This is a genomic window from Ottowia flava (assembly GCF_008017535.1).
GTDB lineage: Bacteria > Pseudomonadota > Gammaproteobacteria > Burkholderiales > Burkholderiaceae_C > Ottowia > Ottowia flava.
Map to the genome: position 1 here is coordinate 58813 of NZ_VRUA01000015.1, position 15418 is coordinate 74230.

Genomic DNA, 15418 nt, shown 5'->3' on the forward strand with positions numbered 1-15418 from the left:
GCCGCCCTGTTTTACTGCGACGCCGCCGTAGCCGCCGGCGTCGCAGCCACCTGGGGAGTGCTCGCAGGTACAGGCACCAGGATCTTGGCCTTGTACTTGGCCTTCAACGTCTCGTAATAGCTCACCGTCTCGGACAGCGCCCAGAGCTGCTCGTAGCGCTGCAGGTTCTGCGCGGCGACTTCCTTGGATTCGCTCGCGCGCGGAACGACCTTGTCGACGCGCGCCACCACGAAACCTTCGGCACCCAAATTGACGCCGACCAGCTTGGGCAGCTTGGCTGGGTCGGCACGCAACGCTGCTTCGACCAAGCTCGGCGGCTGGCCCTCCGGCTGATCGCGGGACACCGTCACCACTTGGGTCAGATCGGGCGTAGCGCTTTCTGGCTTGGCCTCCCAGGCCTTCAGGCGCTCTTGACCTGCCTTCAACGCCTGCTCGGCGCCTTTTTGCGCGACGTAGGCAGCGCGCACCTCGGCCTTGACCTCGGCGAATGGGCGGGCGTGCGCCGGCGCATGGGAGACGACCCGTCCCGACGCCAATTCGTTTGCGCCGACTTCCATTGCTTCGGTGTTGCGCTTCTTCTCCAGCGCGTCAGGGCTGAACAGTGCCCCCAGGAACTTGGCGTTCGCCAGCGCACCGATCGCGCCCGAGGCGGGGGTGCGAGTCACGTTGTCAGCAGTCTGGATGCTCAGTTTCAACTTGTCGGCCGTTGGCTTGAGGCTGTCCGACTGCTCGTACACGCCGTTGCGGAATTCCTCAGCCAACTCGCCAAAGCGCTTTTGCGCTTCCTGCACGCGATACTGATCTTCAAGTTTCGCGCGCGCCTGCTCAAACGGTGGCACGCCAGACGCCTTGATCTCGGTCAGGCGCACGATGTGGTAGCCAAAATCGGACTCGACCAGCCCGCTGACATCGCCCGCCTTCGCGAGCGAGAAGGCGGCCTTGGCAATGGCCGGATCGGTCCCGCGATCACTGCGGAAAAATCCCAAGTCACCGCCGCTGGCCGCGCTGACATCGTCCTGCGACGACTTCCTGGCCACTTCGGCAAACGTGTCCGGCACCTTGCGCAGTGCATCCAGCAGGCCTTGCGCCGTGGACTTGGCCTTCTCACGCTCGGCAGCAGGCGCGTCCTTGGGTGCCATGATTAGGATGTGCGCGGCGCGGCGCTCTTCAGGTTGCCCCAATGTGGCGCTGTTCTGCTCGTAATACTTGCGCAGGTCCTGCTCGCTCACCTCAATAGCCTTCTTGACCGGCTCCAGTCCTAGCACCAAGTATTCGATCTTTGCCGATTCAGGCGCTTGATAGCGGCCGAGGTTGTCTTTGTAGAAGGCCTCCAGCTCGGCTTCGGTCGGGTTCAGCTTGGCGGCGTAGTCGGCGGTAGCGAACTTAGTCAGGCGGATCTCGCGGCGCTCAAGGAATGCGTTCATTGCCACGTCGGCCTCGGCCTGCGTCGAGAAGCTACTGTTGGCCACGCCGCCAAGCACCTGACGCCGCGCCATGTCCTGTCGCACGCTGGCCTCGAATGCCTCGGGCGTCAGCCCCTGCGCCGACAGCGCACGGCGGTATTCGTCCATGTTCAGCGTGCCATCCGCACGGCGCAGCGAAGCCATGTTGGGATCGCTTTGTAAGTAGGACACCAAGCGTGCATCGCTCACGCTGAGGTGTTCGTCCGCCGCAGCCGCTGCGAGCACCCGCTCGCGCACCAGTTGATCCAGCGAGGCGTATTTGATTTGAGGCGAATCCAGCAGGTTCAGATCGATCTGAGGATTGTTGGCGCGCAGACGATCAACTTCGGCGCGATGGGCGTTGTCCCACTCGGTCTGCGTGATCGACTTGCCGTTGACGCTGGCCACCGTGGTGCTGGCATCGCTCATGCGCGAATAGCCGTCAATGCCGAACAGCACGAACGATGGAATGATCAGCAGAAACAGCACCCCCATCAGCAGCTTGGTGTGTTTGCGGACGGTATCGAACATGCGGGGAAACTCTCTGAAACTGGGCTGGGCAACAGCAAAAAAGGCGAACCTGAGTTCGCCTTTGCTTCGTGTGGTGGGTGCTGACAGTCTCGAACTGCCGACCTACTCCGTGTAAAGGAGCCGGATTTTTATATAAATCAAGCACTTACCATGTCAACCGACTGACGCCACCAACTGCGGGTCATAGCGATGCGTGATTTTACTCGGTAGCGCGGGCTCTACTTGACTGCGCTGCGGGCGTTCAGCAGCGCCTGGGCGCGATCGACCAAGCGCTGGATGCGCGCCCAGGCGGCGATGGTGGCCTGCTGGGCGGCGAGCAGGTTGGTCTGAGCGGTGGCCAGGGCCTGTTGGTCTACGGGCGGGATGGGGTCGCCGTTATGGTCTCAAATTGAGACTATTGCAAGACCTTTTTAAACCCGACTGTCTTTGTCGGGTTCACCCATCCATCAAGGCGGCGGCGCCGAGGCCACCGCACCCGGTGGCGCAGCATGCCCCGCCACAAACCCCGCCTGCTGCGCGCGCGCATCGTCCAGATCGGCGTAGCACTTCAGCAGGCCCTTGCGGATCACTTCACCCCTGGCAGCTTCCCCGACAAGAAAGTGTCCATCCTCCCGGTAAAGCTGGGCGCCAGTACATCCTGGGGCAGCTGTTTGGTCGGTGGGATCGCCGGGCAGGTTGCGATCGCGTGGGGGACCGCCTGCGGGGCGCTGGGGGCGGTTTCGCAGGCGCTCAAGAGCAGCATCACGCTCGCGAGTAACAGTAGTGATTTCATCGTCCAGTTCCTTGGTTCGTTGGTTAAAAGAGCCCTGCATGACGCCGCCGACGCGGTAGGCCTCGGCCAGCAGGGTGGTGCTGCGGGTGATCAGCTCGCCCTTGAATGTGTCGTACTGCACCTGCACACGGTGCGCACCGGCCTTGTCGCCGGCGGCGTAGCCGCGCTTTTCAGCGGCGCCCACGCGCCAGGCGTGGGCGCCCCACAGGCCGGCGAGCAGCGCGAGCAGGATCAGCCAGCGGTAGGGGTTGAGGAGGTCGAGTAACTTGCTCATGTCGCCACTTCATCCAGCACGTCCGCGATGGCTTGGGCCACGGCGCGGGGATTGGCCAGGTAGCGCTCGCGCTCCGTGGGGTTGGTCAAGAAGAAGGTCTCAAGAATGACGCCTCCGCCGTTGACATAGCCCAGGCGGCCCCGTGCAGATTGGCTCTGGTCGATCCAGCCGCTGTCGCCGCGCACGCGGGTGCGCAGTGCCGAGGCCACGCGCTGGGCGAGCTGGCGGGCGACGGCGCGGTGCGGCGGCAGGCTGATGGCTTCGACCCCATGAGCGCTGGGGTTGTCGGATGCGTTGAGGTGCAGCTCGACGGCGATGGCGCCCTGCCCGATCAGGCTGATCGCGTAACGCAGCGGCAAGTTATCGCCATCGGCGCCATCTTCGATGACGACGTGGCCCATGCTGCGCAGCAGCTCGGCCGTGAGGTCGCGCAGCTCAAGGGCGATCTCGGCTTCGGTGAAATCGGCGGCGACGGCGCCGGGGTCGGTGGCCGAGTGGCCTGCGGTCAAGACGATCACGCTCATGGTTCATGGCTCCATGTCATCGGGGTTTTGAAGGGACGATTGGTCTGGCGAGGGGGTAAAGCTGGTTGGGCTAGGCGGCCCAGGCCGACCCGGCGCGCCGGGGGCGCCCATGCCACCGTGGTGGCGCCAGCGCGGATTGGCGGCAATGCGGATACGGTCGGCGATGCTTTCGACCGTGGTGTCGGCTAGGTGGGTGGCGCGGCCCTCTGTCCAGCTGAGAAAGGCGCCGCGCGCCCAGCCGGCCGCGAACAGCAGGGGCATGGCCAGCAGGAAGTGCGGCGGTGTAAACACAGCGCCCCAGGCGCCAATCGCGAGGTACATCACCACGCCTGCTATCGCGGCGGCGACGCCGTCGCGCCACAGCTCTTTCATGACCGAGAGAACGGCGATGCGCGTGGACGAAAGGGTGAAGGCTGTCTTGAACGCCGCGCCGACCAGCGAGGTGGCGACCGCGTAGCCCAGACTCTCCCAGTCGTAACCTTGAACGCCCAGCGCGAAGGTGTTGGCGGCTGCCGCGAGCGGCCACGATGCGGCCAGCGCCCACACGATCAGGTACTGCCAGCGCATATCACTCCAGGGGCACACGGTTGGATTCGTCCTTGAAGTCATCAAGTCCGTGCGCGGTGCGCAGGTCAGCGTTCAAGCCCGTGCCAATCAGCAACATCATCGCCACGCACACCAACCCTGAGCGGGCATAGACCAGGCGAATGATGTCCAGGTCGGCATGACGCGCAGCGATGAACAGCATCAGGAACAGCGCGCCGCCAAGGCCCAGCCCGGCCATGGCCAGCATGGCGTGAAAGCGCCTGCGACGGCGCACCCACAGGCACAGTTCAGCCAAGGCAAAGGGCAACACCGCCACCGAAAGCACCAGGAAGGCCACGCCGACCGGCACGCGCCCCAGCAGCGAGGCAATGACGGCTGATTGCGACTTGAGCGACCACAAGGTCAAGGTGCCAGCGTCCCACAGGTCACCAGCCAACATGAAAGCCAGCACCGCGTAGAGAACGCGGTTGAGCACGTTGCGCGCGCTCTCGCGCTGCGCGGCCTGGATAGCGGCGACTTTCTCGCGCAACCAACGCAGCAGGCGCGCCATGGCTTCAGGCCCCCTTCCACCGTTTGTACGAACATCCGATGGCGACGGCCGCCACGCGCCCGAGCGCGTCGTCGCCGCGCATCTTGGTCACTTCCAGCTTGTAGCCAACGCTGCGGATCAGCGCGCACTGCACGCCCAGCAAGCGCACCTTGCTCACGATTTTGTAGTGGTACGTGTCGCCGTCGCGCAGCAGGAAGTGGCCTTCCTTGCTGCTGTGGATCTCAAGGTCGCCACTCAGCAGCACCGGGCGCGCGGCCACGTCGACGCCCAGGTCAACCGACATTTGGCTGGCGCGGTTTCGCAGGCCGGCCCACCCCCAGCGGGCGAGCCAGGATCGCGGTTTAACCTTCAAACCGAGCACCTTGAAGTACAAGGGGCCGGTGAAGTCGGGGTCGTCGTAGGTGACGACGCGCTCGCCGGGCAGCGCTTCGATGCCGTCGCGCAGCGACAACCACTCGCCATCGCGCAGCACGGCCAGTCCGTCGCCGTTGATGCTGATGTTGTTGTCCCACTTGCGCGCCCAGCGCGGCAGGTGCGTTGCGGTCTTGCTCAGGCCGATGCAGGCGATGGCGACCACGAACGGCGCCGACCAGTCGTAGAGCGTGGTTTCGGCGTCGGCTTCGACCGCGCGCTCGATGCAGCGCCGAGCGGCGACCTTGTCGGCTGTGCTCACGTCGGGCAGGTCAGCCATCTCGTCGATGGCGTCCTCGACCCCGTCGTTCTTGATGCGGTTGGCCGCGAAGTACAGCAGGGTGTAGCCACCGGCCAGGCATAAAAAAAGCGCCACCAGGGCGCCGATCAGGGTCAGGGCGATGTTCACGTCAGTCTCCACCTTGCCGCAGCGGCGAGTGATGCAGGGTCAAACCGGTGCGGCTCTGCCAGACCCAGCGCGGCGGCGCACGCCTCATGGCACGACCACCGGCTGGCCTTGTTGGGGACGGGCCAGGCGATGAAGCCGAAGATGCCCTGCCAGTCGTACAGCGCACCTTCGTGCTGCCGGAACCACTGCGCGGCGGCGCGGGCGTCGGCCCACGGCAGGTCGATCAGCTCCCATTTGTCGGCGCCCAGGTTGATGCGCTTCATGCGCACGCCGCCGGCCTTGCCAGCGCGGCGTTTGCTCCACGCGGGAATCGGGTCGGTGGCGCCACTGCTGGCGCACCACAGGGCGCCGGTCTTGGCCGCGTCGGCGCTGCCATCAGGCATCAGGTCTCGCACGTCATCGTCGGGCTCGAACACCAGCTCGCAGTGACTGATGGGCGAACGCAGGCGCAGGCGCACCAGCAGGTTGCCGAGGCCGATGTACCAGGGCTCGCGCGTGCCGATGTAGAGGGCCAGCTTCACAGTTGTGCCGCCTGGATGAACAGGTTGTCGAGGGCGGCGCTGTCAAGGCCCAGGGCGGAGGCCAGCTGGATCAGCAGCGGGCGGCTGCGCTCGAACGCTTGAGAGTCGGCCCACTCGATGCTCGCCAGGCCGCGCTGCGTGGGGTCGGCGATTGCGGCAATGGCCGGCTCCACTTGATCGAGCAGCCCAGCGAGCAGCAGGGCCTGGCGCGCCTGTCTGCGCGTGACGGAGTGCGGCACTCGTGCTTGGCGCGCGGCGGCGACCTCCGCCTCTGTCATATCGACTACGACCCACTGCTGTGTCAGCGTCCCGGCTACATCGACAGGCGTCACCTCCACCAGCCACTGCGTCAAAGGGTCGTGCGCGGGCGGCGTTGCGGGTGCATACGGCACGAAGTCCCCAAACGGCGCCCCGTCTGGGATGGATGTGTTCGGGTGCGCTGCCCGCACGTCATGGATCGATAGGGCCAGCGCCCCTGTGGCTTGGTTTGTGTAGTTCATGTGTGCTTTAGAGGATGAACTGTTTCCAGGTGTTGTCGGGCCAGTCGATGTTGGTGAAAGAGCCCTTCGTCTCAAACGTCACACCGTCCCTTGAAGCGTCCAGGGTGAAGGTCTTTGGCATCTGTTCGTTCGGCGTAAAGGCATCGCGGTAAATCGCTACCGCGGCCACCTCTTTAGGCGAGCCAAGGTCGAAAACCACGCGAACGTCTCTGGGGCTGTTCACGGGGTTTATGTAGGAGGTGCTCAGGTTGTTGTCGACCATGGCCGACACGGGGTGGCCCGACAGTGCGGAGCCGGTGCAGGTGACTGGTGTCGATGGCGTGGTCAGGTCTCCCCCTCCGGGGGCGCCGCGCAACTCCACCTCCGGCAACGCCAGGTAGGTCGGGAACGCGTACCCCCCGACGTTTTCAGCGATCAACAACGACCAGTACCGATACCCGGATTGCTGGGATGCCGCGCGAATGAGTGCGTTGGCCAGCATGTCAGACCCCCAAGTACGCGCCGTACAGTTGCGAGCCCACCTTCCACAGCACAACCCAATTGACGCCCGAGGTCGCCAGCGTGGGCGCGGTGCCCCCGCCGCCGTTCTTGGGCCAGATCACACTGGACCAGGTGATGGCGTAGCTGCCCGATGTGACCCCCAGCACGACCGATTGGCCGGCAGCGATGCTGCCCAGGTTGGGCGTGCGATTGGCGCCCAGCGTCCAGGTCTGGATGCTGCCGTTGGCTGGGTTGATGACGGCGTTGGCGACGTCAGTTACAGCGAAGACCGTCTCCGTAAAGCCCGTGAGGGTGGGTACGGTTAGGGTTTTGCTGGCCAGCGTCTGCGCAGTGGTCAGGTCGGCGATGGCGCCAGATGGCACTGTCTTACCGGACCACCCGTTCAAGTTGGTGCTGGCCGCCTGTTTGCCGTTCAGCGCAGTCTGCGTCGCCGTGCTGACCGGCTTATCGGCGTCGCTGGTGTTGTCGACGTTGCCCAGTCCTACATCGCCTTTGACGAGGGTCACGTCAGCGGTCAGCGCCTTCCCTGCCACTTTGCGGGAAGTGGGCACCTTGCCGTCCAGCGCGGTTTGCTGCGCGGTGCTGACGGGCTTGGTGGCGTCGCTGGTGTTGTCGACGTTGCCCAGCCCGACAGCGGACTTATTCAGGTCTTGCCAGGTCTTGTCGCCGCGCCAGTATTGCGATGCGGCGCCGGGCGTGATCTTCGGCTCACCGGCAGCGGCCGCGGCAGCGTCAGCGGCAGATTGCGCCGCAGCCGTGGCGCTGCCCTGGGCGGCCGTGGCAGCGTTGGTGGCGGTGGTGGCGCTGCTGGCCGCAGCGGTCTTGCTGCCATCGGCGGCGGTCGCCGAGCCTGCGGCCGAGGTGGCGCTGGACGAGGCCTCGCCCGCCTTGGTGGTGGCCGTGGACGCGCTGGCGGCGGCCTCGCCCGCCTTGGTGGTCGCGGTGGCGGCAGCGCCGCTGGCGGTGGTGGCCGAGGTGGCCGCCTCGCCTGCCTTGGTCAGGGCCGTGCTGGCGCTGCCCGCTGCCTCGGTGGCCTTGGTGCTGGCGGTACCGGCGCTGGCGGCAGCGGCGGTCTTGCTGCCATCAGCAGCGCTGGCCGACGACGCTGCAGCGCCTGCGCTGTTGGCCGCAGCGGTCTTGCTGGCGTCGGCAGCGGTGGCGCTGCTGGCGGCAGCGGTGGCGCTGCCGGCCGCCGCCGTCTTGCTGGCGTCGGCGTTGGTCGCGTGGCCCGAGGCGGCGCTGGCGGCGGCCTGGGCAGCAGCCACGTTGGCATCCATGCCCGCCGTGGCGGTGTTGACGGCCCCCACGGCCACGTTGATCTGTGGCAGGGCGACCGCCAGATCGCCCCAGGCGGTGAAGGCCTTGGCCTCAAACTCGGCGGGTGGATCGCTGGGCAGCGGCGGATCGATGGTGACGGTGATGGGGCCGGCCATTACGTGAGTCCTTCCAGGTCAATTGCACATTCGGAATGCGTGGCGTACTGAATCGTCACCACGAAGTTCTGGAAGAACCCCCACACGGTGGTGGTCTCCCATCGGTCGCTGGGCGACCAAAGACAAGGTGTGCCGCGCAGGCTGGTGACCAGTGCGCGCACGTTGTTAAGCTGGTCGTTGGCAACCACCACGGTGAAAGAGGCGGTGTCGGCGTAATCGCCCTGTTTGAGGAACACGTCGCCGTACTCGTCGCGCTGCTTGCGGCTGAAGTCCATCAGGCCGATGCGCATGCCCAGCGACACGCCGATGCCAAACTCGCGCAGCTTGCCAATGGCCACCACGCCGACGCCCGCATCTGCGCCGCCTTCCAGCTCGATGCGCAGGGTGGCGCCGGGGTAGGACGGCAGGCCGTGGTACTCGAAGGTCGCGCGGGCCACGCGCGGCTCGAAGGTCCAGGCGTACCAGGACGACTCGGTCAGTTCGCTGCCAATGAAGGCTTCATGCTCGTGCACCACACCGTAGGCCGGGTGCGTCATGGTCAGCCTGACCTTGGTGACGGCCGCCAGGCCACGCAACACCACGCTGGAGATCGCCTGGCCAGGGCTCAACTCAAACCAGGCGTCGCTGTCGAACTGCGTGCGCGTGGTGCTGGACAAGTCGAATGCGCGCCACAGGTTGGTGTAGCCCACGCGCGCCCAGTAGGCGGCCTCGGTCTTGGGGTCTTTGTTGGTGTTGCCGGTTTCGGCCACCGCCTCGTACACCTCATGCCCGAGGATGACGCGCTGCCCCTTGGTGTAGGTGCTGGCGGCACTCCACACCGGATGCTCGTTCTCCGGCACGGAGCTGCCAGCCAGGGTGGCGGAGGTGACAGGAACGGTCTTGACGACCCGCAGGCCTCGCTTCATGACGCCACCTCTACCTGCAAGACCGGTTTAACCGATTCAACCTCGACGCGAACTGCCTCACGGGGCGCTGGCGCACCGTCGCGGTCGTGACTTTCTGCCAGGCGCAAGAGCTTGGACAAAGCGTTCGCGGACAGTCGCTCAAGATCGACCATTGCCCGAGCCTGGGCCGCCTGATCGCCACGCAACTGCTCAACCGCCACCTGCAGGGCCGCCACAGCCGCAACCAAATCTTGGATGCCGCCACCCAGGGCCCGCACCCCCAACTGGCCACCGGACAAGCGCACCAGCGGCATGATGGCCTCCGGCCCTGCCTCACCCATCAACCCCATGCGGAAGGTGGTGGGTTCGTTCACGATGCCGTTGGTGAAGGCGCCGCCCACTGCGAACCCAGTGCCGCCGCCACCCCAACCAGAGCCGGCGCGCACCGTCATCTGCATGCCCCCGCTGTTGAACTGCACGTTCTGTCCAGTCAACGTGCCGGTGTTCGTGCGAATGCCCTGCGACGCGTCGTGAATTCCGTTCAAGTTGAGCGTGTTGGCGCGGATGAAGTCGCTCAGCTGATTGTTGGTGTCCAGGCGGCTGTTGGTGCCGCCCACGCCGGTGGTCACATTGCCCACGGCCGAGTTCACGCCACTGACGCTGCTGTTGACATTGCTCAGCCAGTTGCCGGTGCTGCTGGTGTTGGTGCCCACGGCGGTGGTGACGCCACCCACGCTGGTGTTCACGGTGTTGATGCCCAGCTTGGTTAGCTCGGCTTGGGCGCGCACAGCTTCAGTCTTGCTGATCATGCCGTCGCCGTTCACGTCGACGCGGGCGATCAGGGCGCGGATCTGCGCGTCGGACGCCATGCCGGAGGCCTGCAGCTCGCTGAACGTGAGCAGGCCGTCGACGTTGCCGTCCAGCTGTTCAAACTTATCGATCAACACGCCGGACAGCGTGTTTTTCATCGAATCCACGGCGTTGACGATCAGCTGCTCGGCGCTGACCTGCTTGGGCAGCTCGCCCAGCTGGCCCAGCACACGGCCAATGCGCAGGTTGGCCTCGTCGCTGCTGGTGGACTCGGCACGGATGGACCCGATCAGCGTGTCGGCATAGCCGGTGATGCCGTTGAGGGCATCGCGGTCACCGCCGCGCGCCAGGGCCATCTGCGCGCTGAACTTGCCTGCGGCGAGCTGGTAGCTGTCGAAGCCGCTGGCCTGGGCCATGCGGGTGTTGAAAATGAACTCTTCGATGCTCTTGGTGAAGCTGCCCAGGAACTCCTGGGCCTCTTTCATGGCCTCGTTGCGGCGGGTTTCGGCCTCGGCTTCGTCCTGCAGCGCCCAGATGCGCTCTTGCAGGGCGCGGTTGGACGGGTCCAGCGCTTCCAGCTCCAGCTGGCGCAAGGCGTTGGTGTTGCCTTCGAGCTGCAGCAGCTGCTTGGTGAGGCCCAGGCGCTCGGTGAGGATCGCTTGCTGGCGGCGCGCTTCTTCGTCGGCGGCGCGCTGGGCTTCCTGGGCGCGCTGTTCGGCGGCGCGGGCGGCAGCGTCGGCGGCGGCCTGGGCCTGCTGGCGGCGGGTGTCGTAGCTGGTGTAGTACGGCTGGGGTGCGGTGATCTGCGGGGCGATGCTGAGCATGGCGCCCTCGATCGCGCGCATGGCGTGCTGGAAGCCCTCGTTGTTGAGGATCTGGCCCAAGGCCTGCGCCACGGCGGTGGCGTCGGCGACCATCTTGTCGATGGTGGCCTGGCTGACGGCTTCGGTCACGCTGGTGCCGGCGACGGCGGCCTGCAGCATGGGGGTGACCACGCCATCCATCATGATCTGGGTGATCTGGTTGGCAAAGCCGCCCGCGATGGCGTTGTAGATGCCGCCGACGACGACGTCGGCCATCTGTTCGCCGACCTGCTGGGACGCCAGGTTGCCCAACAGGCCGTCGCGGATGATGCCCGCCAGCTGGTCGGTGCCTTCAAACGCGGCGGTGAGCAGCGCGCCGCCATCGGCCGTGATCTGGGCAAAACCACCCGACAACTGCATCAAGGTGGCGAAGGCTTGTTGCCCGGCCTCGGTGGTCAGGTCCAGCGCTTCCACCATGGCGCGGAATTCGGCGCGGGTGGCGGGCATCTTCAACCCGGCCTGCTCAAATTGCGACTGCACCTGCGCGCGCTGGAGGTTGGCCTGCTCTTCAGCGCTGTAGAAGTTCTGCAGGTAGCCGCCGTACAGCTGGTTCAGGTTGTCCAGGCCGCCCAGGGCCTGTGCGATGTTGTAGACCGCATCCTGCGTGGCGCCCTTGAAGTCGGGCATCACGTCGATCATCATCTTGATGGCCGCCAGGGTCTGCGTCAGCTCGGTGCTGGCCTGCTGGTACAGGGCGGCGGCCTCTTCGCCCACCTTGTCGCCGGTCAGCGCGTTGATCTTGTCCTGCGTGCTGTCGACCAGGTTGGTGGCCCACTGCGGCAAATCGAACGAGCGGAAGGCGTCCATGGTGGCGCCAAACACCGCCTGCATGTAGTGCTGGGTGTCCTTGTAGTCGCTGCGGTCGAAACCGGCGATCTGCTGGCCGTCGCGCATGATCTGCGCTGCGCCCCAGATGTCGCCCTTGCCCCGGTTGGCCCAGCCGGTGGTGACGCGGAAGTCCCCGCTTTCACCCAGGGTGCGTGCGGTCTGCGTCAGGGTGTCGACCAGCGACACCGACAGCTGGCGCGCGGCCTCGACCACGCGCGTGTCGACCGAGGCGAAGTCGACGTCCTTCCAATTCCACCAGCCCATGCTGGCCGGGTCGGCGTAGCCCTGGCCACGGTAGAAGTCACCGTACATCTCGGTGATGTCCTTGCCATCGGGCAGCGCCTGGAATTCGTGGCTCATGCCGCGCGCCATTTCTTCGGCCTGCTGCAGCACGGCGTACAGGGCGCGCTCGTTGCCCTTGAACTGCTCATACCAGCTCATGTTCTGGCTGTGGCCCAGCTCGACCATCCGGTTGACCATGTCCTGGTAGGCCGGCAACTGGTTGGTGGCCGTGTCGTAGGCAGTGCCCGAGCCGGGCGCGGTGCCGGGGTCTTTGCGCCAGTTGCTGGTGGCAAACGCAGCGCCGCCGGTGCGGTCGCGGCTGTTGTTTTCGATGATGGCGCCGATGATGAGGGGGATGGCCACCATCGCGATCCCTCCCGCGATACCGGCCAACCCGCCCGCACCGCCCATGCCACCAGCGGCGGTGCCGTAGGCACCGTTGGTGGCCAGCAGGCCACTGATGCCGGTGCCGGTGGTATTGGCGTAGATGGAGCCCAGGGCGTTGGCCCAGGACATGCCGCCGCCGAGCGCGCCACTGATGGCGCCCCAGTTGCCGCCCGTGCCGGTGAACAGGTTCATCAGGCTGCTGCCATTGCTGGCGCCGCCAAACAGATCGCCCAGCATGCCGCCGCCCTGCCCGCCGCCGCCCAGGAACCCACTGACGATGCCGCTGATGGCGTTGCCGATGGGCTGGACGATGAAGCTGATGATGGGACGCAACACCAGCGTCTTGAACATGTTTTTCAGCGTGTCGACAAAGCTCTTGCCGAAGCCCTTGCCGTCCTCGAAGCCGCGCATCAGCGCATCGGTCAGGCTTTGGTTGATGCTGTCGGCGGTTTTTTGCCAGTCGTCGTTGACGACCTTGGCCGTGGCGGCGGATTTCTCAATCGCGGCGGCGGCAGTGGCGTCGCTGATCAGGGCCTGCTTTTGGGCGTCGTTGAGGTTCGACTTGTTGATCTTGTCGATCTCGCGGGCCAGCTTCAGCTCCACCTGGCGCTCGGCGGTGATCTTGGCGCGCTCCAGCGCGGTGAGGCCGGCGTATTTGGACTCGTCCTGGTAGAGGGCGAGCTGCTCGCGCGCGCTGCGCGTCCAGTCCTGGATGCCTTCGTTCAGACGTTTGTACTCGCTGTCGCGGGTGGCTTCGGTGAGGTGCTGGCGCGCTTCGACGACGCGGCGCAGGGCGTCGACGTATTCGGGCATGAAGCGGTCGCTGCCCTCGGCCATGGCCAGCATTTCCTGGGCCTGGGCGAGGCGGTATTCCTCCACGGCGACCTTGCCCTTGCCCCACATGGCGTTGGACGCGTCCAGCTCGCTGGCCTGGCGCTCCAGGCCTTCGGCGGTCTTGAAGGTGTCGGCGACCAGCTTCTCGTTGGCGATGCGGGCGTCTTCGATGGCCTTGGCGCGCTTTTCTTCGGCGATGCGGCCCTTCTCCACCACCACCAGGCGCTCCGCCTCGGCCAGGGCGGCCTCTTTGTTGGAGCGGGCCACGCCCTTGATGCCGGTGTTCAGCTGCTGCTGGATCTGCATGACCAGCTTTTCACCGGCTGTGAGCTTGGCGGCCTGGGCGCCACGCTCCTGCAGGGCCTGGGTGTAGCGCTCTTCCTCCTGGATCATGGCGCGGATGCGTGCGACTTCGTTCTCGCCAGGGGCGACGCCGGACTTGCTGCCGCCGCCGCCTTTCTTGTCGTAGCTGGCGCGGATGTTGTTCAGGCGCTGCTCGATCTCGGCCTGGCTTTTGCCCGCCTTGGTGCCCAGCTCGCGCGCCTGGGCCAGCTCGCGCTCCATCTTGGCCTTGTCACTGAGGTGTTTGTCGCCGCCCTTGGCCCAGGCGATGCCGGCCTCTTCCACACGCTGGCGGTTGGCGATGGCCTCGGCGTTGGCCTTCTCGCCCGCGATGACGCCACCCAGGGCCGCTGCCTCGGCCTGAAGCTGCTGGATGCGCTGGGCGCGGCGGCTGTCGGCCTGCGGGTTGGGGCGGCCGAACGCGGCGCCACCGCCGTTGCTGGCAAAGCCACCGGCTGCCTGCTCGTTCTGCAGGCGCGCCAGCTCGCTGGTGATGCCACCCAGCTTGTCGGCGTTGGTCTGGGCTTTGCCGATGTTGAGCATGACCTCCCAAGCGCGCTTGGCGGCACCGGTGACGCCGTTCCAGGCGCGCTCCATCAAGCCCGCGTTGGCAATGACCTGACCGGTGCGCGACGCCATGCTGTTGGCGAAGGATTCCTGCGCGACCCTGGCCGCCTCGGTGGATTTGCCCTGGGCTTCGAGCGAGCGGATGTGCTCGTAGGTGGCGGCGGTGAGGTAGTGGAACTGCTCATTGAGCTTCTCGCTGGCCTTGACGGGCTCGCGCCCGAGGTCGGCGAACTGGTCGACCGTCTTGCTGATGGCCTGGCCGGTGGCGCGCTCCATGTCGATGGCGACCTGTGCGAAGCGCTGCAGGCCGTCGCCGGCGGCGATGCCCTGGGCGGCGATCTCGGTCAGGGCGTCGACGGCGGCGCCGCGCGATCGGCCGGTGGCGCCGATGGCGTCGGCGACGGCCTGCAGATTGCCCACGGTCTGGCCGGCGGCGTTGCCGGTCATGACCAGGGCTTTCTGGTAGCCCTCGGCCTCTTTGGTGCCCTGGTACCACGCTGCGGCGACGACAGCGGCGGCGGTGGCGACGACGGTGAAGGGGTTGACCAGGCCGAGCAGGTAGGTGCCGACGGCCTTGGCGGCGGCGCCCATGCCGCCAAACATGCCGGACAGCTGGCTGCCCTGCTGCAGGAACACGGTCATGGGGGCCTGGCCGCCCTGCAGGCTGACGATGATGTCCTGGATCTGCGCGGGCACGCCGCGCATGGCGGCGGCGGTGGCCTTGGCGGACATGCCCATGTTGTCCATGGACTTGACGCCGCTGGCCTGGGCGCCTTCCAGCTCGCGCATCTTGCCGAGCAGGCCGTCGATCTGGCTGGTGTCGATGCCGCGTTGCTTGGCCAGGGCCTCCCAGTACGCGGCGTTGCGCTGGCCACCGGCCTCGAGCACGGCGATGTAGCGCTCCATGGAGCGGGACATGCTGCGCGTGGCCTGGTCGATACCGGCCGAGGTGCGCTTGACGCCTTCGGCACCTTTGTCCAGGCCAGCGCCGACCCTCTTGCCGGCCTGGTCGGCACTGTCGCCCAGCTTACCGAGGCCGGCCGCAGCGCGCGCACCGCCCTGCTCTGCCGCGGTGGCGAAGTCCATGATGGACTTCTTGCCGGGGGCCAGGCCCGGCTCGACGCCCGAGGCGTCGGCGGTGACGGCGATGGTGCTTTGCAGGTCGGCCATGAAGCGGGGGCAATAAAAAGGCCCGCACGCGGCGGGC

General features: G+C 66.5%; 12 protein-coding genes. All 12 read right to left on the reverse strand.

Features of this window, described 5'->3' with window-relative positions:
• Positions 1–11 precede the first annotated feature (11 nt).
• Positions 12–1973: a SurA N-terminal domain-containing protein gene (locus FVQ98_RS14435; RefSeq protein ID WP_147914152.1), complete on the reverse strand. Its 1962-nt coding sequence runs from the start codon at positions 1971–1973 to the stop codon at positions 12–14.
• A 446-nt stretch (positions 1974–2419) separates the two neighbouring features.
• Positions 2420–3019: a hypothetical protein gene (locus tag FVQ98_RS14440; RefSeq protein WP_147914153.1), complete on the reverse strand. Its 600-nt coding sequence runs from the start codon at positions 3017–3019 to the stop codon at positions 2420–2422.
• Positions 3016–3543: an N-acetylmuramoyl-L-alanine amidase gene (locus FVQ98_RS14445; protein ID WP_147914154.1), complete on the reverse strand. Its 528-nt coding sequence runs from the start codon at positions 3541–3543 to the stop codon at positions 3016–3018. Before FVQ98_RS14445 ends, FVQ98_RS14440 begins: the two co-directional genes overlap by 4 nt.
• A gap of 3 nt (positions 3544–3546) precedes the next feature.
• A complete protein-coding gene (locus FVQ98_RS14450; protein ID WP_187265749.1) occupies positions 3547–4128 on the reverse strand; it encodes a hypothetical protein in 582 nt (193 codons plus the stop codon).
• Complete coding sequence (locus tag FVQ98_RS14455) at positions 4112–4639, reverse strand: hypothetical protein (RefSeq protein ID WP_147914156.1); 528 nt, start codon at positions 4637–4639, stop codon at positions 4112–4114. The genes FVQ98_RS14450 and FVQ98_RS14455 overlap by 17 nt, the downstream gene beginning before the upstream one ends.
• Before the next feature lie 4 nt (positions 4640–4643).
• Positions 4644–5459 carry a hypothetical protein gene (locus FVQ98_RS14460; protein WP_147914157.1) on the reverse strand — a complete coding sequence of 272 codons (816 nt, stop codon included), beginning with the start codon at positions 5457–5459 and terminating at the stop codon, positions 4644–4646.
• A complete protein-coding gene (locus tag FVQ98_RS14465; RefSeq protein WP_147914158.1) occupies positions 5456–5980 on the reverse strand; it encodes a hypothetical protein in 525 nt (174 codons plus the stop codon). Before FVQ98_RS14465 ends, FVQ98_RS14460 begins: the two co-directional genes overlap by 4 nt.
• Positions 5977–6480: a hypothetical protein gene (locus tag FVQ98_RS14470; protein WP_147914159.1), complete on the reverse strand. Its 504-nt coding sequence runs from the start codon at positions 6478–6480 to the stop codon at positions 5977–5979. Before FVQ98_RS14470 ends, FVQ98_RS14465 begins: the two co-directional genes overlap by 4 nt.
• Before the next feature lie 7 nt (positions 6481–6487).
• Entirely contained in the window at positions 6488–6961 is a 474-nt protein-coding gene (locus FVQ98_RS14475) for a discoidin domain-containing protein (RefSeq protein WP_147914160.1), read from the reverse strand.
• Position 6962: 1 nt separating this feature from the next.
• A complete protein-coding gene (locus tag FVQ98_RS14480; protein WP_147914161.1) occupies positions 6963–8414 on the reverse strand; it encodes a hypothetical protein in 1452 nt (483 codons plus the stop codon).
• Entirely contained in the window at positions 8414–9319 is a 906-nt protein-coding gene (locus FVQ98_RS14485; protein WP_147914162.1) for a hypothetical protein, read from the reverse strand. Before FVQ98_RS14485 ends, FVQ98_RS14480 begins: the two co-directional genes overlap by 1 nt.
• Positions 9316–15381 carry a phage tail length tape measure family protein gene (locus FVQ98_RS14490; RefSeq protein WP_147914163.1) on the reverse strand — a complete coding sequence of 2022 codons (6066 nt, stop codon included), beginning with the start codon at positions 15379–15381 and terminating at the stop codon, positions 9316–9318. Before FVQ98_RS14490 ends, FVQ98_RS14485 begins: the two co-directional genes overlap by 4 nt.
• Between the last annotated feature and the right edge of the window lie 37 nt (positions 15382–15418).